A 19,874-nucleotide genomic window follows, 5' to 3' on the forward strand; every position below is an offset into this window, starting at 1 on the left:
TGGGCATGACCCATGTCGAGGACGAGCTGAACAGCCAGCCGGAGTGCTGGGCGCGGGCCACCGAGGGGGCGCAGCGGTACAAGGCCGCGCTGCCGGAGTCCGGGGAGCGGGTCGCGATCGTGGGGTGCGGGACCTCGTACTTCATGGCGCAGGCGGTGGCCGGGCTGCGGGAGGGTTCCGGGCAGGGCGAGACCGACGCGTTCGCCGCCTCCGAGTTCCCGCACGGGCGGTCGTACGACCGGGTCGTCGCCCTCACCCGCTCCGGTACGACGACCGAAGTGCTGGAGCTGCTCAGGGCGTTGAAGGGGCGGACGCGGACCACCGCCGTCACCGCCGACCCCGACACGCCCGTCATGTCCGCCGCCGACGACCTCGTCGTCCTGGACTTCGCCGACGAACGCTCCGTCGTCCAGACCCGGTTCGCCACCACCGCCCTCACCCTCCTGCGCGCCCATCTCGGCCTGCACACCGGCTCCGTCGTCGCCGACGCGCGCACGGCCCTCTCCACTCCTCTTCCCGAACAGCTCGTCGCCTGCACCCAGTTCACGTTCCTCGGGCGCGGCTGGACCGTCGGGCTCGCGAACGAGGCCGGGCTGAAGATGCGCGAGGCCTCGCTGTCCTGGACCGAGGCCTATCCGGCGATGGAGTACCGGCACGGCCCGATCAGCATCACCAGCGGGGGCAGGGCCGCCTGGATGCTCGGCGAGGCACCCGAGGGACTTGCTCAACAGGTCGGCGCCACCGGCGGGTTGTGGATCGAGGGTGAGCTCGACCCGTTGGCCGAACTCGTCCGGGTCCAGCGGCTCGCGGTCGCCGTCGCTGCCGCGCACGGCCTCGACCCCGACCGGCCCCGCCACCTCACCCGCTCGGTGATCCTCGCTCCCTGAAGGCCGGCCGCCCGGGTCGTCTCGGACGGACAACTGGCCGACCCCGGCCGACCCCGGCCCCAGACCGGTCCTCGGCCGACGCCCACCCCAGTCTTCAGCCCTCAGCCACCCCGGTCCGCGTCTCGGAAGGACACCCGACGTGCCCCTCGTGAACACAGGCGAGCTGATCACCTCCGCTTCCGCGGCCCGCTCCGCCGTCGCAGCGTTCAACGTCATCACCCTGGAACACATCGAAGCCGTCATCGCCGGCGCCGAAGCGGCCAAAGCCCCCGTCGTCCTCCAAGTCAGCGAGAACGCCGTCAAGTTCCGCTACGGACGCCTGCTGCCGCTGGCCCGCGCCGCCGTCGCCGCCGCCGAACGGGCCACTGTGCCCGTCGCTCTGCACCTGGACCACGTGCAGAGCGACGACCTGCTGCGACAGGCGCCGGGCGCGGGGTTCGGCTCGGTGATGTACGACGCGGCCCGGCTGCCGTACGCCGACAACCTCTCCGCCACCCGGGCCGCCGCCGACTGGGCGCATTCCCAAGGGCTCTGGATCGAGGCCGAGTTGGGGCAGGTCGGCGGCAAGGACGGCAGACCTCCGCTGGACGCCCACGCACCCGGCGCGCGCACCGATCCCGACCAGGCCCGTGACTTCGTGGCCGGAACCGGCGTCGACGCGCTCGCCGTCGCCGTCGGCAGCGTGCACGCGATGACCACCCGTACGGCCCGCCTCGACCACGCCCTGCTGAAGCAGCTGTCCGCGGCGCTCGCCGTCCCGCTCGTCCTGCACGGCTCCTCCGGCGTACCGGACGACGGCCTGGTCGAGGCGGTCGCGGGCGGCATCGCCAAGGTCAACGTCGGCACGGCGCTCAACGTGGCGATGACCGGGGCGATCCGGGAGTTCCTCGCCGCCCACCCCGAGGCCGTCGACTCGCGGAAGTACCTGAGCGTGGGGAGGGAGGCGATGGCGGACGAGGTACGCCGGATCATCGGGGTGCTGAGCCGGACCTCGGGCTGACCGTACGCGGTGTCCCGTCAGTCCTTCCTGACCGCCCGCAACACCACGAACTTCGGGTCGGAGGCGACCAGTTCGCAGTTGCCGAACAACCGTTTCAGCTTCACGTGATACCCGAGATGGCGGTTTCCGATCACCCACAGCTCGCCGCCCGGTCGCAGCGCGCGCTTCGCGCCGGTGAACATGCGCCATGCCGTCGCGTCGGTCGTCGCCTGGTGGGAGTGGAACGGCGGGTTGTTCAGGACGAGGTCCACGCTGCCCGGAGCCACCCCGGCCAGCCCGTCGCCGACCCGGAACTCCGCGTGCCCGGGTACCCCGTTGGCCTTGTACGTCGCCTCCGCCGAGGCCACCGCCTGGAACGACTCGTCGACGAACAGCACCTCGGCCGACGGGTCCGCCAGCGCCACCGCCGTACCGACGACGCCGTTGCCGCAGCCGAGGTCCACCACGCGGGCGGCGCCCGGGCCGGGCAGATGCCGCAGGAGGAAACGCGTGCCGATGTCGAGCCGGTCGGCGCAGAAGACGCCGGCGTGGTTGACGACCGTGCGCCCGGAGGCCGGCCCGATGCCGTCCGGGAGGGCGTAGGTGTACGGCCACGGGTTCGCGGGCCGCCGCAGCGCCGGGTCCGGGGTGCAGAAGATCAGCCGGGCCTTCTGGCGCGCCAGCGAGGTCCGGGTCGGACCGAGGACCCGCTCGAAGAGCTGGAGCGTGGAGGTGTGGATCTCCTTCACCATGCCGGTGCCGACGACGACCGTGCCCGTGTGCACGGCGGGCGCCAGCCGCAGCAGCTGGTCCTCCAGCAGTGCGAGGCTCTTCGGCACCCGTACCAGCAGCACGTCCACGCGCTCCGGCGGCGGGTCCTGGGTGGTGAGCAGCTGGACGGCACCCGGCTCCACGCCGGCCCGCGCCAGATTCGCCCGGGTCGCCTCCCGGCTGAGGAAGGAGTCGGTGATCTGCGTCGGGTGGTGCGCGGCGAGCGCCGTGGCCAGGGCGCCCCAGCGGTCCCCGACCACCACGACCGAGCCGGTGAGCGGCACCTTCTCGTCGGCCAGGTGGCGCAGCAGATACGCGTCGGAGGCGTCCCAGGCACGCAGCCGGTCGCGGGGATCCTCGGGGAAGCGGGTCAGCTCGACCTCGCCCCACGGTGTCGTCATACGCTCGCTCATCGTGCCCCCAGGCTAGCGGAGCCGCAGATCAGGGGCGGTGCGGCGGGCCTGCGCCATGATGGAGCGCGTGGACGCGGAGCTGTTTCCCAGGGAGCGCGCGGGAGTCGCACCGGGCGCCGTGCACGCCCCGGGCCGGCTGGACGACGAGGAGCAGCGGCACCTGCTCGCCGCCTGCCGGGACTGGGCCCGGCCCCCGGCCGGACTGCGCACGGTCCGCACAGCAGGCGGCGGCACGATGACCGCCCGGCAGGTCTGCCGGGGCCGGCACTGGTACCCGTACGCCTATGCCCCCACGGCCGTCGACGGCGACGGCGCCCCGGTGAAGCCCCTCCCGGCCTGGCCCGGCGAGCTGGGCCGCCGCGCGGTCGCCGGCACCCTCGGCCCGGCGGCGGTCCCTTCGGGGTCGTACGACATTGCGCTGATCAACTTCTATGACGGCGACGCCCGCATGGGCATGCACCGCGACGCCGACGAGCGCGCGGACGCGCCGGTGGTCTCGCTGAGCCTCGGCGACACGTGCGTGTTCCGCTTCGGCAACACCCGGACGCGCGCCCGGCCGTCCACCGACGTGGAGCTGCGCAGCGGCGATCTGTTCGTCTTCGGCGGGCCGTCCCGGCAGGCCTACCACGGGGTGCCGCGCGTACGTCCCGGTACGGCACCGCCCTGGCTGGGGCTCCGCGGACGGCTGAACATCACCCTGCGGGTGAGCGGGCTGTAGCGGGCGGCCCGGACCCGTGACTGCGGATCATGGGAGACTCGCCCTCATGAGCGGCAAGGCGGACCCCCGGACGGCGGGGGAGAGGACGACCCCGAGGGCGCGACTGGACCGGGGGCGCGGCGCGCTCGGGCCCGCGCTGGAGCTCGTGCACACCGGGCGGGCACCGACCCGGGCCGTGCTCACCGCCGAACTCGGGGTCACCCGGGCGACGGCGGGAGCGGTGGCCGCCGAGCTGGAGGCGCTCGGGCTGATCCGGGTGGACGCCCGGCCGGGCGCGGCCGCCGGCTCCCAGGGCCGGCCCTCGCACCGGCTGGAGCTGGCCGAGGACGGGCCGGTGGCGCTGGCGGCCCAGGTCCACGCCGACGGGTTCCGGGCCGCGCTGGTCGGCCTCGGCGGACGGATCGTGGCGACCGCGCCGGGCTGCGAGACCGTCGACGCCGACCCGGCGAAGGTGCTCGGCTCGGTGGTGGAAGCGGGCGCCGAGCTGCTGCGTACGACCGGCCGCCGTTGCGTCGGCGCCGGGCTCGCCGTACCGTCGGCCGTCGCCGAACCCGACGGGCTGGCCCTCAACCCGCTGCATCTGGCCTGGCCGGTCGGCGCCCCCGTCCGGCGGATCTTCGCGGAGTGCGTGCGCGCCGCCGGCCTCACCGGCCCCGCGTTCGCCGGCAACGACGTCAACCTCGCCGCGCTCGCCGAACACCGGCACGGCGCCGGCCGGGGTGCCCGGGACCTGCTGTGCGTGGCCACCGGACACCGGGGCGTCGGCGGTGCCCTGGTCCTCGACGGCCGTCTGCACACCGGCAGTTCGGGCCTGGCGCTGGAGGTCGGCCACCTCACGGTCAACCCGGAGGGCCGCCCCTGTCACTGCGGCAGCCGTGGCTGTCTCGACGTCGAGGCGGACCCGCTGGCGCTGTTGATCGAGGCGGGCCGCGAGCCGGGCCCCGAGGTGTCCCTGCTCCAGCAGGCCAACGACCTGCTGCGCACGCGGTACGACGACCCGTCCGTCCGTACGGCCGCCGAGGCCCTCGTCGACCGCCTGGGCCTCGGTCTCGCCGGGCTCGTCAACATCCTCAACCCCGACCGCATCATCCTCGGCGGCCTGCACCGCACCCTGCTGGACGCCGACCCCGGCCGACTGCGCGCGGTCGTCGCGGACCGCAGCCTGTGGGGCCAGAGCGGCGGCGTGCCGATCCTGCCGTGCACCCTGGACCACAACAGCCTGGTCGGCGCGGCCGAACTGGCCTGGCAGCCGGTCCTGGACGACCCGTTGGTGGCCCTGCGGTGACTGGTTACGGTGCCCCGGTCGTGGAGCTTTTGTCGGTCGCACGGGTGCGTTTGGTCGAGTCGGTTCTGCCGAGGCTGTCGGGGCCGCATCGCTCGGCGATGGATGAGGCGTGGGAGGAGGCGGTCCGGGCGAATCCGGCCCTCTTCGACGGCCCGGCGGCAGCGCTCGTAGGAGTGGACCGCGACAGCGCGGACGGCCTGGTGCTGACCTGGGCGCGGGCCACGTACCGGTACCGCGCGCTGCGGCACGTGCCCGGCGCGCCCGCGCTCTCGTCCCTGTTCGTGGCCGTGGCCCAGCCCGCCGACGACGGCCGTCTGATGGTGGGCCGGATGTGCCCCTCGACCGCCGCTCCCGGCCGCTGGCAGCTGCCCGGCGGAACCGTCGAACCCCCGGACCGGCCAGGCGAGTTGGACCTCGCCGCGCTGCGCGCCCACGCGGCCCGCGAACTGGCCGAGGAGACCGGCTCCGACACCCCGCCCGAGGCCCTGACCCGGTGGCTGGCCACCCGAGGCGAGCGCGGCAGCGTCGGCGTGATGTTCCTCGCCCCGCCGCGTCCCGCGCAGGAGCTGCACGACCGGTACGCCGCGCTGGTGGCGACGGAGACCGCCCGCGGTGACGACCCCGAGTTCGACCGGATCGAGCTGGTCGGCTCGGCATCGGACCTGTCCGGGCTCCCCGGCCCGCACGTCGACTACCTGCATCCGGTCCTACGCCACTACGCCGACAACTGAGCCGTACCGCACCGCCGCAGGAGCGCACGCGCCCTGCCGGCGACCACCGCTCACCGCCCGTCGATCCCGAACGCCTGCCCCGGATGCCCCGTGAGGATCCGCTCCACCAGCTCCGTACCCAACTCCGCCACCAGCCGCGGCCGTACCCTGCGCAGCAGATACGGCATGCCGGGCCCGCCGTCGACCGAGCGGGTGCCGGCGAGCACGGTGTCGCAGCCCAGCAGCAGCCGGTCGGCGAAGCCGGCCTCCGCCAGGGCGCGCACCGCGTCCGGCATGCGCCAGTCGGTGGCGTGGTGGGCGCGGGACGGCCCGTCGAAAGCCAGCCAGCAGCCGGAACCGGCGGCCTCCCGCTGCACCACCGGGTCGGGGGAGCGGTTCAGGTGCCCGAGGATCACCCGCTCGCCCGGCACGTCCAACTCCCCGCACAGCAGGTCCAGTACGTCCAGCGCACCGGTGCCCATCTCCAGGTGCACGGCGATCGGCGCGCCGGTGGCACGGCTCGCCTCGGCCGCCGCCGTCATCGTCCAGCGGGCGTGCGCGTCGAGCGCGTGGAAGCCGCCCGCCACCTTGATCAGACCGGCCCGGACCCCGGTCGTACCGATGCCTTCGGTCAGCTCGGACACGAACACCTCGGCCAGCCGACCGCGCAGCCCCGCGAGCAACTCGCGTGGATAGTGGGCGGCTTGGTGCAGGCCGGTGGCGCACAGCAGCGTCACTCCCGTATCCCGGGACAGCTCGGGCAGGTCCGCCGCCCGGCGTCCCATGCCGTACGGCGTCCACTGCACGACGGCCGCCCCGCCCGCCGCGCGGAAGGCCTCCAACTCGGCCCGGGCCGCGGCGGCGTCGTCCAGCTCCTGGCCCGGGAACTTCGGGCTGCGCAGGAAGAGATGGTCATGCGCGTCGCACACGCCCAGGTCCTCGGGCGGGATGTCGCCGAGGACCGTACGGACGTACCTCACCACTGCCGGCCCCGCGGGAGCCGGTCCCGGCCGGGCGCGGACAGGTGCAGCACCTGGAAGACGTCCCCCTCGGCCTTCGGGGCGTCGTGCTCCCAGAGCGAGAAGTGCACCAGCTCCCACGCGCGCGTGTCCACGGCCGCCGCCGCCAGCACCGCGCCGTCCTCTGCGGCCAGCCGCTCCGCCTCGGCGACGGCATCCTCCATCGTCTCGGCCAACTCGGCACCCTCCGCGACCGGTTGACGGCGTCGCACCGCGAACGCCGCGCGCGAACCCGTCCCCTCGGCGCAGCCCAGCCCGGTCCACTGCCGCACGGCGGGCCTGCCGAAGTCGTTCACCAGCCCCTGGAAGGCGCCGTCCCACAGGAAGCGGTTCATGCCCTCGACCGTGTTCCACAGGTAGAACGGTGCGTACTGGTTCACCATGGAGGCGTGCCGTCCGCGTTCGCGCAGCAGGTACGCCTTGATGCCGAGGCCGTCCCAGTCGTCGAGCAGATGCCCGATCCGGGCGACCCGGGTACGGATGATCCCCGTGTCGTAGTCGGCGGGGAGCGTCAGCTCGTACTGCATGGCATGCATCGGATTCAGCGGTCCTTTCCGGTGGCCGGAGGAGTCAGCAGGGAGAGCAGGCCGCGCACGCCCGCGTCGAACGCGGCGGGGGAGCCCGAGGCGCGGGCGAGGACGTAGCCGCCCTGGACCGTCGCGAGGACGGCCGCACCGATCTCCGCGCCGTCCAGTCCGGGCGCGAACTGCCCCTGCCGCTTGCCCTCTTCGACGAGCTCGGCGATCCGCTGCCGGATGGACGCGATCGTCTCGTCCACCGGCGCGCGCAACTCATCGCTGGCGATCACGTCAGGATCCATCGTGAGACGGCCGACCGGACAGCCGCGCAGCACGTCCCGCTCGCGCAGCAGATACGCCTCGATGCGCTCGTACGGCGTGCCCGGCCCGGCGAGGACACGCTCGGCCGTGGCGCGCAGTTCGTCCGCGCTCCGCCGGATCGCCGCCAGGGCGAGATCGGGCTTGCCCTTGAAGTGGTGGTACATGCTGCCCTGGCCCGCGCCCGCGCGTTCCAGGATCGCCTTCGGGCTCGTGCCCACGTAACCGCGCTCCCACAGCAGTTCGCGCGTGGACTCGATCAGTCGCTCCGGGGTGCTCATGCATCCACTGTACATACTAGTAGTTACAGTCCGCCAATCCCCCAGGAGCGTCCGTCCCCGCGGAGCACCGGTCCTCATGGAGCAGGCGCGCCCCCGGTCCCGTACTCCCCGGGAGGTACGCGCGGTGCCGCCGGGCGCACGACGACCCGGACCCCCTGCCGGAGGGAGTCTCGTGTCGTCCCCGAAGACCGGGGACGACACGACGACAAGGGAGATGACCCGAGGTGCAGACCCTGGCGAGCTGGCACGGCGGGCCCGGCCCATGGATCCTGTTCTTCCCGCTGATCTGGGCGGCCGTCGTCATCGGCGCCGTCACCCTCCTGCGCCGCACCGTGTGGCGCGGTCGCGGCGGTCCCTGGCAGCGGCCCGTCGACGGCGGCCGTCCGGCCGGGGACTCCCCGCTCGCGGTCCTGGGCCGCCGCTTCGCCTCTGGCGAGATCGACGAGGACGAGTACTGGCGCCGCCTGTCCGTCCTGGACGAGCAGTTCGGCCGCACGGGCAAGGGCGGCCCGGCATGACCACGACGACCGCACTGCGGCGGGCCGCGGCCGGGGTGACGGACGCGGTCAAGGTGTACGGCGGTGGCGACACCGCCGTACACGCGCTCGACGGTGTCACCGTGGACTTCCCCGCCGGACGCTTCACGGCGATCATGGGCCCCTCCGGCTCCGGCAAGTCCACGCTCATGCACTGCGCGGCCGGCCTCGACACCCTCACCTCCGGCACCGCCCGCATCGGCGACACCGACCTGAGCACGCTGGACGACCGCCGGCTGACCCTGCTCCGCCGCGACCGGATCGGGTTCGTCTTCCAGGCGTTCAACCTGGTGCCGACCCTGACCGTCGCCGAGAACATCACCCTCCCGCTGGACCTGGCCGGCCGGCGCGGCGACCCGGCGTGGACCGACGCGCTCGTGGACGTCGTCGGGCTGCGCGACCGGCTGCACCACCGGCCGTCCGAACTCTCCGGCGGCCAGCAGCAACGCGTCGCCGTGGCACGGGCGTTCGCCGGCCGGCCCGACGTCGTCTTCGCCGACGAGCCCACCGGCAACCTCGACTCCCGCTCCGGCGCCGAGGTCCTCGGCCTGCTCGGCCGGGCCGTGCGCGAGATGGACCGCACGGTCGTCATGGTCACGCACGACCCGGTGGCCGCCGCGCACGCCGACGAGGTGCTCTTCCTCGCCGACGGCCACCTGGTCGACCGCATGGCAGAGCCCACCGCCGACCGCGTCCTGGACCGCATGAAAGCCTTCGAGGTGCGGTCGTGAACGCCTCGCTCCGACTGAGCCGCGCCTCGCTGCGCGCGCACCGACGCCGCTTCGCCGGCACCTTCCTCGCCGTGTTCCTCGGCGTCGCGTTCCTGGCCGGCACCCTCGTCATGGGCGACACGCTCAGGGCGAGCTTCGGCACCATGTTCGGCGAGGCCACCGCCGGCACGGACGCCGTGGTGCGCGGCGCCGACGCCATCACCGCCCCCGGCCAGGGCCAGGGCGTACGGCAGCCCGTCGAGACCTCGCTGGTGCGCACCGTCGAGCGGGTACCCGGCGTGGCCGCCGCGGCCCCGGACATCGAGGGGCGCGGCCAACTCGTGGGCGCCGACGGCAAACCCGTCGGCGGACAGGGACCGCCCACCCTCGCCGGCAACTGGATCACCGACCCGCGGCTCAACCCGTACCGGCTCGCCGAGGGCCGCGCCCCCGCCCGCACCGGCGAGGTCGTGGTGAACCGGGGCGCGGCGAAGAAGGCGGGCCTGAAGATCGGGGACACCACGACCCTGCGCACCCCCGACCCGGTGCGCGTGACCGTCGTGGGCCTCGCCACCTTCGACGGCCAGGACGGCATGGCCCAGGTGACCTTCACCGGCATGACCCAGGCGGATGCCGAGCGCTACCTCACCGCCCGGCCGGGACAGGCGGCGGCCATCGACGTGCGGGCGGCGCCCGGAGTCGGTCAGAGCGAACTCGTACGGCGGCTGACTCCCGTACTGCCCAGGGGAGTCGAGGCCATCACCGGACAGCAGTCGGCGCGCGAGAACACCGACATGATCTCCGGCCAGTTCCTGACCCTCTTCACCACCTTCCTGCTCGTGTTCTCCGGCGTCGCCCTGCTCGTCGCCACCTTCTCCATCCACAACACGTTCGCGATCGTGGTCGCCCAACGCACCCGGGACAACGCCCTGTTGCGTGCCCTGGGCGCCGCCCGTCGGCAGGTGACCGCCATCGCCCTGGCCGAGGCGCTCGCCGTCGCGCTCACCGCCTCGCTCACCGGGCTCGCGGGCGGCATCGGCATCGCCGCCGGGCTCCAGGCGCTCTTCCCTGCGATCGGATTTCCGTTCCCCGACGGCGAGTTGGTGATCAAGACCCTGTCGTTGACCCTGCCGTTCACGGTCGGCGTGGTGGTCTGTCTGGCCTCCGCGCTGCTGCCCGCCCTGCGCGCCGGACGCACCGCGCCGCTCGCCGCCCTGCGCGAGACGGACGTCGACACCTCGGGCGCCTCCCGGCCGCGCGCGGTCACCGGCGCTGCTCTCGGCGCGCTCGCGCTCGTGGCGACCCTCGGCGGCGTCCTCGTCACCCCGTCCGTATGGCTCGCGGGACTCGGCGCACTGCTCGCCCTGGCGGCCTTCGTCGTCCTCGGGCCGGTCGCCGCGACCACCGTCGTACGCCTGCTCGGCCGTCCGCTGGACCGGCTGCGCGGGGTCACGGGCGGCCTCGCCCGGCGCAACGCGCTGCGCAGCCCGAAGCGGACGGCCGCCACGGCGAGCGCGCTGATGGTCGGTGTGGCCGTGGTGTCCCTGTTCACCGTCTTCGGCGCCTCGCTGAAGGCCACCATGGACCAGACGGTGTCCCGCTCCTTCGCGGGCGACGTCGCCGTCAGCAACCCCTCCTTCGGCGCGGGCGGCAGCGGACTCAGCCCCCGGCTCGCCCCGGCGCTGAACCGGCTCCCCCAGGTGGACACCGCCGTCGGACTCGGCCGCGGGGTCGCCGAAGTCGACGGCACCGGAAGGGCGTTGACCGTCACCGACCCGGCCGCGCTCGCCCGCACCTTCGACCTCGGCACGGTCACCGGTTCGCTGCGCGACCTCGGCACCGACGGCATCGCCCTCACCCGGGCGGAGGCCGACCGGCAGCATCTGCGCACCGGCGACACCGCCCGCCTGGCCTTCGCCGACGGCACGCGCGAGAACTTCACCGTCCGGGCCGTGTACGGCCGGTCCGAACTCGCCGGCGACTACGTCATCACCCGGGCCGCCTGGGCCCCGCACCGCACCCAGGACTCCGACACGCTGATCGCGGTCACCTTCAGGCACGGGGTGGGCGCCGACGCGGGCGAGGCGGCGGTGAAGCAGGTCGCGGCACGCTACGGCAACCCACAGGTGCAGACCCGCGACGAGTACGCGCAGTCCTCGGCGGGCGGGATCGACATGATGCTCACCCTCGTCTACGCCCTGCTCGCCCTCGCGGTGCTCATCGCGCTGCTCGGCATCGCCAACACCCTGACCCTCGCGCTGCACGAACGCACCCGGGAACTGGGGCTGTTGAGGGCCGTCGGCCAGACCCGCACCCAGTTGCGGGCCATGGTCCGTTGGGAGTCGGTCCTGGTCGCCGCATTCGGCACGGTCGGCGGACTCGGCCTGGGCACCTTCCTCGGCTGGGTCCTGGTGAAGGCCTCCGACGGCGCGAGCGACACCGCCTTCGCCTTCGCCCTGCCCCCCACCCGACTCGCCGTGGTCGCCCTCGTCGGACTCACCGCCGGTGCCCTCGCAGGCCTACGCCCGGCCCGACGAGCTGCCCACCTGGACGTCCTCCGGGCGATCGCGACGCAGTGACCGCCCCGAGGGCGAGTGGAGTCTGATGTGCCCGGCTGCGTCGGACCCGTAGCCGGGCACAGTCCGTGCTGGTCCGGCGGGGGTCGGCTCGGCCGAATCGCGGGGACTCGGTGTCTGTTGTGCCCGGCTGCATCGGATTCACGGCGGTGCGCGGTCCGTCCCGGTCCGGCGGGCGTGGCTGTATGCGCCTCGTGGCGTGCCGGGTCCGCCATGACTGGCCGCGTCGATCCTGCGGCCGGGCAGGGGCCGTTCTCGTCCGGTGGGCGTGCGGGTTGTTCGGGTCCCGGGGGCGCGGGTCTGTTGCACCCGGCTGTGTGGGATCTGCTGGTTGGGCTTGGTGTGGCGTGTCTCGGTGGGCGGGGGTGGTGGTTCGTGTTCTGGGGCGCGGGCAGCGCTGTGGTCGGCTGTGTCGGTTCTGTTGGTTGGGCTTGGTCCGGCGTGCTTTGGCGTGCCCGGGTGGTCGTCGGGGTTCCGGGGGTGCGGGGTCTGTTGCACCCGGCTGTGTGGGATCTGCTGGTTGGGCTTGGTGTGGCGTGTCTCGGTGGGCGGGGGTGGTGGTTCGTGTTCCGGGGCGCGGGTAGCGCAGTGGCCGGCCGCGGCGGATCTGCTGGCTGGGCGTGGTCCGGCGTGCCCGGGTGGTCGTCGGGGTTCCGGGGGTGCGGGGTCTGTTGCACCCGGCTGTGTGGGATCTGCTGGTTGGGCTTGGTCTGGTGTGTCTCGGGGGGCGAGCGTGGTCGTCGGGGTTCCGGGGTGCGGGGTCCGACGTGACCGGCTCGGGATGGCGGGAACCGCTGTGGCCGGCCGCAGCGGATCGGCCGGCCGAACCAGGTCCGGCCCGGGCCGACAGGCAGTCGCGGTCGTCCGTGTCCGGGAGCGGTCTCACCGCCCGGTCAGCCGGGAACGGCCGACCGGGCGGGAGCCTGTGCCCCGGGTCCGGCGGAGGCGTGTGCCACCGCGGGAACGGGAGCCGGGGTCGGGGTGGGCGCAGGAGTCGCGCTCGCGACACCGACGGCGGCGCCCACGGGCGTTCCGGTGGGCACGGCCATCGCCGCGGCCACCACAGCCCCGGCAGTCGCGGGAGACCCGGCAGCGGTCACCGAAGCCGCCACCGTGACCGGCACCGCGGCCACCACGGGCACGGGTACCGGCGTCGGCCGGACCGGCTGCGCGGCCTGTGCCGGACGGCGCGGGGTCTTCGCCGGATGCGTCCGGGCCTCCTCCGGGGCGGGCAGCGTGAACCACACGACCTTGCCGTTCTCGCCGTCCGGCCGCGCGCCCCAGCTGTCGCTCACCGCGGCCACCATCGCCAGCCCCCGGCCACAGGTGGCGAGCGGCCCGGCGTCCGGCGCGTCCGCGGACGTGTCGGACGGCACCGGCAGCCGCGGGTCGCTGTCGCGCACCGAGACCGTGAGCCGGTCCGCCAGCAACTCCAGCTCGACGGTGCACGTCTTGTCGGGCCTGGCGTGCCGGTGGACGTTGCTCAGCAGCTCCGTCACACCGAGTGCCGCCCGGTCTATCAACGGGTCCATATGCCAGTAGCGCAACTGCGCAGATACGATTCTGCGGACCTGGCCGATCCGCGACGGCAGGGCTTGGAGCTCCACCGTGCAGTGCCTGCTCGGATGACTGATCACGGCTCGCGACTCCCCGATGTAGAGGTCCGAAGGGACCGGAAGAACACGGAGAACAACGGATCCAGCAGGGTGCTTGCGTCCAAACGTCCGCCTGCTGTCATGGCCGGCGGGCTGGTTCGCAGCGTTATCGCCGGTAAACCCAGAGTGACGTGTGTGAACAGCGTGACAGGGCGGATGCGCTCCCGCAACTCGCCGCGGCGCAACGCTGCTCGGAGTGTGTGGCCGTCCGGTTCCCCGCCCGGCGGCCGTACGGCGCTCAGCCGCCGCGGCCCGCGGCCCGGCGCACCGCCTCGATGAACCGGCGGGCCGCGGGCGGCCCGGGCTCGCCGGGAGCGGGGTCGTGCTCACCCAGCGTCAGCAGATACCGCTGGCCGTTGAGATCGGCCAGCGCCCGGTCGTCCGCCGCGAACCACGGCTTCGACGCCCGCACCGCCTGCACCGGCGCGCTGTCGATCTCACTGCCGTAGCTGTTGAGCAACTCCAGCCTGCCGTCGTTGATCCGGACCTGGCCGGCACGCGTGAGCGAACGCAGCCGCTTGCCGATCCGCACGCCCGTGGCCGTGAACTCCGGCTCCGCCATCGCTTGCAGCCCCCTTGCGCGTGTGCTTCCGCGACCCAGCGGGACGATAGGTCCCGTTGCGTGCAGTCTGCCCCGAGGCGGCCGAGAGCACCAGTACACGCGGGGCGCGTGCGACGACTGCCCGGAGCACTCCCGCCATGCGCCCCCGGCCGCCGCGCCGGCCCGTGCCCCAGGGCCGCTTTGGGGCGCCCAAAGATGCGTTTATGCAGGTGGGAAGCGGTGTCAAAGATGCCTATGCTCAAGGTGTCGGCCGCGTCAGGCGCTGTCGGCGCCCAGCGTAAGGAGCACCGCCGTGAGCACCACCCCCCAGATCCGGACCGGCGCCACCCTCGACGTGGACCGCAGCGACCCCGCCTACCGCGACTGGCTGAAAGAAGCCGTACGCAAGGTCCAGGCCGACGCCAACCGCTCGGCGGACACGCACCTGCTCCGCTTCCCGCTGCCCGAGCGGTGGGGCATCGACCTCTACCTCAAGGACGAGTCGACGCACCCCACCGGGAGTCTCAAGCACCGCCTCGCCCGTTCCCTGTTCCTCTACGGCCTCTGCAATGGCTGGATCCGTCCCGACCGCCCGGTGATCGAGGCGTCCAGCGGCTCGACGGCCGTCTCGGAGGCCTACTTCGCCAAGCTGATCGGCGTGCCCTTCATCGCTGTCATGCCGCGCACGACCAGCGCCGAGAAGTGCCGCCTGATCGAGTTCCACGGCGGCCAGTGCCACTTCGTGGACGACTCACGGAAGATGTACGAGGAGTCGGCCCGGCTCGCGGTGGAGACCGGCGGCCACTACATGGACCAGTTCACCTACGCCGAGCGGGCCACCGACTGGCGCGGCAACAACAACATCGCCGAATCCATCTTCCGCCAGCTGGAGTTGGAACGTTTCCCGGAGCCGGCCTGGATCGTCGCGACGGCGGGGACCGGCGGCACCTCCGCCACCCTCGCCCGCTACGTGCACTACATGCAGTACGACACCCGCGTCTGCGTCGCCGACCCGGACAACTCCTGTTTCTTCGAGGGCTGGACGACCGGCGATGCCGACGTCACCTGCGACTGCGGCTCCCGGATCGAGGGCATCGGCCGGCCGCGCATGGAACCGAGCTTCGTGCCCGGCGCGATCGACCGGATGATGAAGGTGCCGGACGCGGCGAGCGTCGCCGCGGTACGCGCCCTGGAGCGGGCCATCGGCCGCAAGGCGGGCGGTTCCACGGGCACCGGGCTGTGGAGCGCGCTGAAGATCGTCTCCGAGATGGTGGCCGAGGGCCGCACCGGCAGCGTCGTCACCCTGCTGTGCGATCCGGGCGACCGCTACCTGGACAAGTACTACTCCGACGCCTGGCTCGCGGAGCAGGGCCTCGACATCACGCCGTACTCGGCAGCGATCGACACCCTCCTGACGACGGGCGCCTGGCCGGACTGAGCACCTGGCCGGTCCGACGGGCGGTTCCGACGCCGCGGGCGGTTCATGGGCGGCGGCGGTCCGGCCGCCGCGGGCTGTGCTCGACGCACGTGCCGGTCGGGCGGTGCGGCCGGTCCAGCGCCGTGGGCGGTTCGGCGCACGCGTCCAGGGTGTGGCGTGACCACGGTGCGGAAGGAGCGGCCGGCTCCTGGGGTGGGTCGGCGGGCGGTTCCTGTGCTGTGGTCGGTCCCACGCCGCAGGTTGCTCGGCGTAGGTGCCGGTCGAGTGCTGTGACCGCAATTCGGAAGGAGCGGTCGGCTTCGGGAACGGGTCGGTGGGGCGGTCCGGTGCCGTGGGCGGTCCGGCGTAGGTGTCGATCGGGGGCGGCGTCCGCGGTGCGGGAGGAGCGGCCGGCTCTGGGAGCGGGTCGGCGGGCGGCTCAGCGCAGGTGTCGGTCCAGGGCGGCGACCGCCGTGCGGAAGGAGTGGCCGACCCCGGGGCGGGCCAGGCCGCACGCCAGCCGGAAGGGCGCCGTGCCGTCGAGGGCGAAGGTCATCCGCACCCGGGTTCCCGTACCGGCCGGAGCCAGCCGCCACTCCTCGATCCAGGCGCGGGCGCCCGGCGTGTTCGTCACGTCGACCCGATAGGCGTACACCTCGGGACCCTTCGCCGCGAGCACCGTCTCCCGGAAACGGATGCCGCCGCGCAGCCGCACCTCGCGCCCGCCCTCGGTCGGCCGGGCGGAGGCGATGGCCGAGAACCAGCGTGGCCAGCCGGGCACGTCCTCGGCGAGGGCGTGGAAGACGGACTCCGGAGGGGCGGCCATGTCCCGTGTGAACACGAGTCGTACGGGCGCGTTGTCGACGAACTCCGGCCCGACCGGGCGCAGACGGTGCGGCATGACGAGAACCCTCTCGTGACGTCCGAAGTCCCGCCTCACAGCAGGGAAGTTGAGGGAGCTCCAGCGTAGTTGACGGACCGTCAGATGTCCTCGGCTGCCTCGATTTCGCTCTCGCTCTCGCCCGCCACGATCAGCCGCGGCAGGTGCTCCGAGATCTCCGTACGCGCCTCGGCCGGCAGCCCCGCGTCGGTCACGAGCGTGTCCACCTGCTCCAGCGTGGCGAACGAACTGAGGCCCACCGTGCCCCACTTGGTGTGGTCGGCGACCACCACCACCCGGCGCGCGGAGTGCACCAGGCGCCGGTTGGTCTCGGCCTCCGCGAGGTTCGGCGTGGACAGTCCCGCCTCGACCGATATGCCGTGCACACCGAGGAACAGCAGATCGAAGTGGAGGGCGGCGATGGCCTGGTCGGCGACCGGTCCCACCAGCGAGTCCGACGGAGTGCGCACCCCGCCCGTCAGTACCACCGTGGCCGCGCCCTGGCGCTGACCCGAGGTGCGCTGCGCCGCGTGGAAGACGTCCGCGACCCGTACCGAGTTCGTCACGACGGTGAGGTCGGGCACCTCCAGCAGATGCTGCGCGAGCGCGTACGTCGTCGTACCGCCGGACAGGGCGATCGCCGCGCCCGGGCTGACCAGCCGGGCCGCCGTCCGCGCGATGTCCTCCTTGGCGGTCAGCTCCAGACCCGACTTGGCCTCGAACCCCGGCTCATGGGTGCTGGCCTCGACCACCGGCACCGCCCCGCCGTGCACCTTCTCCAGCATGCCCTGACGGGCGAGGGAGTCCAGGTCACGGCGCACGGTCATGTCCGACACGCCGAGCTTGCGGGTCAGCTCGTTGACCCGCACACCGCCCCGGCGCCGGACCTCGTCCAGGATCAGGGCGCGGCGCTGCTCCGCGAGGAGGTTCTGATTCTCACTCACGTACGCACCGGTCCTTTCGCCGCCAACCGTCCGACACGCCCGCCGCACCGGCTCCGACCAGGAGAATCCGGAGCACCGAAGGTGCGCGGGCGTCCCATCCTTTCACGGCTCGGCAGGGGTCGCGCCACCCGCCCGTCACGAAGCGCACATGCCACCCGTGTCACGCGTGTGCCGTCCCGATGTCACACGGATCGGGGAGATTCCGTGACGAGCGGTACACGGCACCGGCGGAGCGGAGATCCTGAAGCCCGCATCGACTCAGACCCTTCGGGCGTGGGCACGGGAGTGCGACGACAGTGGAACGTGCGCAGAACCGCTCCACGGGGCGGCAGACCGACCGGCCCGGCGAGCCGGGCACCGACCGGGCGCACCGGCCCACCTCGGGGGAGCCCGCTCCGGCGGACAGGAGTGCCGGGCCGCGCGCCGAGCTGGAACTGCTGGTGCACGGAGTCGGCGGCACCACACCCGAGAAGATGCTCGGTGACTCGCGCACGGTCCGGGTCACCGGCGACGACACCGCCGCCGTGTTCCGGCGCGCGGCGGACGCCGAACCCGGGAAGGCACCGAGCGGCGAGCCGGTGCGGGAGGCGTACGTCTGGTGCAACCTGACCTCCGGCGACAGCAGCCGTGCCCTGTGGCTGTTACTGCTGCCGTTCATGGTGGTCAACCTCGCCCACTGGATGCGCCCCGCCGCGACGGACCGGCCGCGCGCCGTCCGCCTGTACGGCCTTCTCGTGCGTCTCACCGCCCTCACCCTCACCGTGCTGCTGGTGGCCGCCGCCTGCGAGGTGGCCCTGGACCTGGTCGCCTGGCAGTGCGCGGGCGCGCCCGCGTGCGCCCGCCGCCACACCTGGCTGACGTTCTCCGGCGTCGCGGCGTCCGCCGCGGACGGCGGCTGGTGGAGCCTGCCCGGCCGTCGGCTCGCCCTCGCGGCGCTGGTGCCCGTCGCGCTGACCGTGCTGCTCTGGTACCTCTCGCGCCGCACCTGGAGCGCGTACGAGTCGCACCGGCCGATGTCCCGCGAACCGGAGCCGGAGGCCGACGGCAGCGCGCTGGCGATGCCCGGCTTCTGGTACGGGCGTCGCCTCGTGGCCCGGCTGCGCGCCGCGCACACCGCCGCCGGCCTGCTGACGGTGGCCGCCGCCGTCGCGACCCCGGCGACCCGCTTCGACCACCGGCCCGGCGGTCCCGAGAGCCTGAACGTCCTGAGCTGGCTGCTGACCCCGGCCCTGCTGGCCGGCGCGGCAGCGGCGGTGGGCGTGGTCTGCCGCCGGGGCCGCAGCGAGAACACCCTCGACCAGGCGCTCGACCGGCATCTCGTACGCCGGCTGCCGCTCGGCGCGCTCGGCCTGCTGCTGCTCACCGCGCTCTACGCCGGCTGGTCCCGGCCCGGCTGGCATTCCACCGGGCGGCTGCCCGGCGACCCGGCCTTCGGCACGCTCATGCTGGCCCAGGGCCTGCTGGTGATCGCGCTCGCCGTCGTCGCCCGGGACCTGCACCGCCGCGCACCCGACCGGCGCGCCGGGATGCGCGGCCTCGGCGGCCCGGCCGTCGCACTGCTCGCATGCTCCCTGGGCGGCGTGATGTCCGGCGGGATCGCCCAGCGCGTCGCGGGCTGGCTGGACGGCAGCGGCGCCCTGCCCGCCGGGCCGCCCGTCCTGCTGACCTGGCAGGCGTCCACGATCCCGCCGGTCCTCGCGGTCCTGCTGCTCCTCGGGATCCGGCTCGGGCTGGGCACCGCCCGGCTCGCCCGCGCCGAACGCGCCCGCGTCCGCCACGAGCACCCCGGCGAACCCGAGGACCCCGGCCGTACCCGCACCATCGCCCAGGTCCGGGCCATGGCCACGCTCACCGACCGTGCGCCCCTCGTCGTCGCCGTCCTCACCGTCACCACCCTCGTGCTCGGCGCCATGGCGCTGGCCGGCGCCATGACCACCGGCACGACGCCCGACGGCGCCGCCCACCGCGACGCCGACGTGCTGCGGGCGGCGGCCGAGACCTCGCAGGCGCTGGGCTCCTGGCTGGTCGGATTCGGCTTCCTGCTCTTCGTGACCTGGGGCCGGCGCGCCTACAAGGACGCCTCGGCACGGCGCACCATCGGCATCCTGTGGGATGTCGGCACCTTCTGGCCGCGCGCCGCCCATCCCTTCGCGCCCCCGTGCTACGCCGAGCGCGCCGTGCCCGATCTGACCTGGCGGATGGCGACCTGGACGCAGCGCACCGGCGGCAGCCTGGTCCTCTCCGGCCACTCCCAAGGCAGCGTCCTGGCCGCGGCCGCCGCCTGGCAGCTGACCCCGCCGACCCGCAGACGGATCGCCCTGCTGACCTACGGCTCCCCGCTGGAGCGGCTCTACGGTTGTTGGTTCCCCGCCCACTTCGGGCCGCCCGCGCTCGCCGCCCTGCACCGCGACGTCGCCTGCTGGCGCAACCTCTACCGCCGGACCGACCCCATCGGCGGCCCCGTCCGCGTCCCCGACGGCACGACCCCCGAGGTCGACCACGGCCCCCTGCGGGACCCCCTCGCCTACGGCCGGACCGCGGACCATCCGCTCCCGGCACCCATCCTCGGCCACTCCGACTATCAGGCGGACCCCGACTTCGACCGCGAACGCGCCCGCCTGCTGGCCCGGTTGCGCCCGGAGCTGCCGGTTCAGCGTCCGGAGCGGCGACCGGATCCGGATCCGCGAGACTTCGCGGGCGGCGCCGGCTAGACCGT

The 19,874-nt window shown here is 73.9% G+C and carries 17 protein-coding genes and 1 pseudogene; 10 read left to right on the top strand and 8 right to left on the bottom strand.

Features of this window, described 5'->3' with window-relative positions; all coding sequences use genetic code 11:
- Positions 1–5: 5 nt before the first annotated feature.
- Both BIV25_RS24280 and BIV25_RS24285 read left to right on the top strand, forming a co-directional pair.
- Positions 6–887: an SIS domain-containing protein gene (locus BIV25_RS24280; RefSeq protein ID WP_071374508.1), complete on the top strand. Its 882-nt coding sequence runs from the start codon at positions 6–8 to the stop codon at positions 885–887.
- 139 nt (positions 888–1,026) lie between these two features.
- Complete coding sequence (locus BIV25_RS24285; RefSeq protein ID WP_071374509.1) at positions 1,027–1,887, top strand: class II fructose-bisphosphate aldolase; 861 nt, start codon at positions 1,027–1,029, stop codon at positions 1,885–1,887.
- A gap of 17 nt (positions 1,888–1,904) precedes the next feature.
- Here the strand turns inward: BIV25_RS24285 and BIV25_RS24290 are convergent, their stop codons facing one another.
- On the bottom strand, positions 1,905–3,038 hold the full coding sequence (locus BIV25_RS24290) for a methyltransferase (RefSeq protein ID WP_071374510.1): 1,134 nt from the start codon (positions 3,036–3,038) through the stop codon (positions 1,905–1,907).
- 79 nt (positions 3,039–3,117) lie between these two features.
- On the opposite strand from BIV25_RS24290, the gene BIV25_RS24295 reads away from it, so the two are divergent.
- From BIV25_RS24295 to BIV25_RS24305, 3 genes are all read left to right on the top strand, one after another.
- The gene (locus BIV25_RS24295; protein ID WP_071374594.1) at positions 3,118–3,768 is read left to right on the top strand and encodes an alpha-ketoglutarate-dependent dioxygenase AlkB; all 651 of its coding nucleotides are present in this window, start codon (positions 3,118–3,120) and stop codon (positions 3,766–3,768) included.
- A gap of 46 nt (positions 3,769–3,814) precedes the next feature.
- Positions 3,815–5,053 carry an ROK family protein gene (locus tag BIV25_RS24300; protein ID WP_071374511.1) on the top strand — a complete coding sequence of 413 codons (1,239 nt, stop codon included), beginning with the start codon at positions 3,815–3,817 and terminating at the stop codon, positions 5,051–5,053.
- Between the two features lie 98 nt (positions 5,054–5,151).
- Positions 5,152–5,784: an NUDIX domain-containing protein gene (locus tag BIV25_RS24305; protein WP_107486289.1), complete on the top strand. Its 633-nt coding sequence runs from the start codon at positions 5,152–5,154 to the stop codon at positions 5,782–5,784.
- 50 nt (positions 5,785–5,834) lie between these two features.
- On the opposite strand, the gene BIV25_RS24310 is transcribed toward BIV25_RS24305, so the two are convergent.
- The 3 genes from BIV25_RS24310 to BIV25_RS24320 are packed head-to-tail and all read right to left on the bottom strand — an operon-like array spanning position 5,835 to position 7,914.
- A complete protein-coding gene (locus BIV25_RS24310) occupies positions 5,835–6,743 on the bottom strand; it encodes a phosphotriesterase (RefSeq protein ID WP_071374595.1) in 909 nt (302 codons plus the stop codon).
- A complete protein-coding gene (locus BIV25_RS24315; RefSeq protein WP_071374513.1) occupies positions 6,740–7,318 on the bottom strand; it encodes a DUF4865 family protein in 579 nt (192 codons plus the stop codon). The genes BIV25_RS24310 and BIV25_RS24315 overlap by 4 nt, the downstream gene beginning before the upstream one ends.
- 5 nt (positions 7,319–7,323) lie before the next feature.
- On the bottom strand, positions 7,324–7,914 hold the full coding sequence (locus tag BIV25_RS24320) for a TetR/AcrR family transcriptional regulator (protein WP_071374514.1): 591 nt from the start codon (positions 7,912–7,914) through the stop codon (positions 7,324–7,326).
- 209 nt (positions 7,915–8,123) lie between these two features.
- Between BIV25_RS24320 and BIV25_RS24325 the strand changes: the two genes are divergently transcribed.
- The 3 genes from BIV25_RS24325 to BIV25_RS24335 are packed head-to-tail and all read left to right on the top strand — an operon-like array spanning position 8,124 to position 11,724.
- On the top strand, positions 8,124–8,417 hold the full coding sequence (locus BIV25_RS24325; RefSeq protein WP_071374515.1) for an SHOCT domain-containing protein: 294 nt from the start codon (positions 8,124–8,126) through the stop codon (positions 8,415–8,417).
- The gene (locus BIV25_RS24330) at positions 8,414–9,166 is read left to right on the top strand and encodes an ABC transporter ATP-binding protein (RefSeq protein ID WP_071374516.1); all 753 of its coding nucleotides are present in this window, start codon (positions 8,414–8,416) and stop codon (positions 9,164–9,166) included. The genes BIV25_RS24325 and BIV25_RS24330 overlap by 4 nt, the downstream gene beginning before the upstream one ends.
- Positions 9,163–11,724 (top strand): ABC transporter permease, encoded by a 2,562-nt coding sequence (locus tag BIV25_RS24335; protein WP_071374517.1) that lies wholly within the window; start codon positions 9,163–9,165, stop codon positions 11,722–11,724. The genes BIV25_RS24330 and BIV25_RS24335 overlap by 4 nt, the downstream gene beginning before the upstream one ends.
- 1,160 nt (positions 11,725–12,884) lie before the next feature.
- Here the strand turns inward: BIV25_RS24335 and BIV25_RS53125 are convergent.
- Together BIV25_RS53125 and BIV25_RS24345 are read right to left on the bottom strand one after the other, a co-directional pair.
- A pseudogene (locus BIV25_RS53125) lies at positions 12,885–13,358 on the bottom strand (ATP-binding protein); the annotation flags it as partial.
- Positions 13,359–13,614: 256 nt separating this feature from the next.
- Positions 13,615–13,938, bottom strand: coding sequence for a hypothetical protein (locus BIV25_RS24345; protein WP_071374519.1), 324 nt, complete (start codon positions 13,936–13,938; stop codon positions 13,615–13,617).
- A gap of 292 nt (positions 13,939–14,230) precedes the next feature.
- Here BIV25_RS24345 and BIV25_RS24350 point away from each other — a divergent pair, with 292 nt between their 5' ends.
- The gene (locus BIV25_RS24350) at positions 14,231–15,355 is read left to right on the top strand and encodes a PLP-dependent cysteine synthase family protein (protein WP_071374520.1); all 1,125 of its coding nucleotides are present in this window, start codon (positions 14,231–14,233) and stop codon (positions 15,353–15,355) included.
- Positions 15,356–15,773: 418 nt separating this feature from the next.
- On the opposite strand, the gene BIV25_RS24355 is transcribed toward BIV25_RS24350, so the two are convergent.
- Together BIV25_RS24355 and BIV25_RS24360 are read right to left on the bottom strand one after the other, a co-directional pair.
- Entirely contained in the window at positions 15,774–16,235 is a 462-nt protein-coding gene (locus BIV25_RS24355) for an SRPBCC family protein (protein ID WP_071374521.1), read from the bottom strand.
- 80 nt (positions 16,236–16,315) lie between these two features.
- Entirely contained in the window at positions 16,316–17,158 is an 843-nt protein-coding gene (locus BIV25_RS24360) for a DeoR/GlpR family DNA-binding transcription regulator (protein WP_071374522.1), read from the bottom strand.
- 296 nt (positions 17,159–17,454) lie between these two features.
- On the opposite strand from BIV25_RS24360, the gene BIV25_RS24365 reads away from it, so the two are divergent.
- A complete protein-coding gene (locus BIV25_RS24365; protein ID WP_071374523.1) occupies positions 17,455–19,869 on the top strand; it encodes a hypothetical protein in 2,415 nt (804 codons plus the stop codon).
- The last annotated feature ends 5 nt before the right edge of the window (positions 19,870–19,874 follow it).

Origin of the sequence: Streptomyces sp. MUSC 14 (assembly GCF_001866675.1) — a bacterium.
Lineage (GTDB): Bacteria > Actinomycetota > Actinomycetes > Streptomycetales > Streptomycetaceae > Streptomyces.

Coding starts and splice junctions, on each gene's coding strand:
- BIV25_RS24280 (WP_071374508.1), top strand. CDS start 6: ATGACCCATGTCGAGGACGAGCTGAACAGCCAGCCGGAGTGCTGGGCG.
- BIV25_RS24290 (WP_071374510.1), bottom strand. CDS start 3,038: ATGACGACACCGTGGGGCGAGGTCGAGCTGACCCGCTTCCCCGAGGAT.
- BIV25_RS24300 (WP_071374511.1), top strand. CDS start 3,815: ATGAGCGGCAAGGCGGACCCCCGGACGGCGGGGGAGAGGACGACCCCG.
- BIV25_RS24305 (WP_107486289.1), top strand. CDS start 5,152: ATGGATGAGGCGTGGGAGGAGGCGGTCCGGGCGAATCCGGCCCTCTTC.
- BIV25_RS24315 (WP_071374513.1), bottom strand. CDS start 7,318: ATGCATGCCATGCAGTACGAGCTGACGCTCCCCGCCGACTACGACACG.
- BIV25_RS24320 (WP_071374514.1), bottom strand. CDS start 7,914: ATGTACAGTGGATGCATGAGCACCCCGGAGCGACTGATCGAGTCCACG.
- BIV25_RS24330 (WP_071374516.1), top strand. CDS start 8,414: ATGACCACGACGACCGCACTGCGGCGGGCCGCGGCCGGGGTGACGGAC.
- BIV25_RS24345 (WP_071374519.1), bottom strand. CDS start 13,938: ATGGCGGAGCCGGAGTTCACGGCCACGGGCGTGCGGATCGGCAAGCGG.
- BIV25_RS24355 (WP_071374521.1), bottom strand. CDS start 16,235: ATGCCGCACCGTCTGCGCCCGGTCGGGCCGGAGTTCGTCGACAACGCG.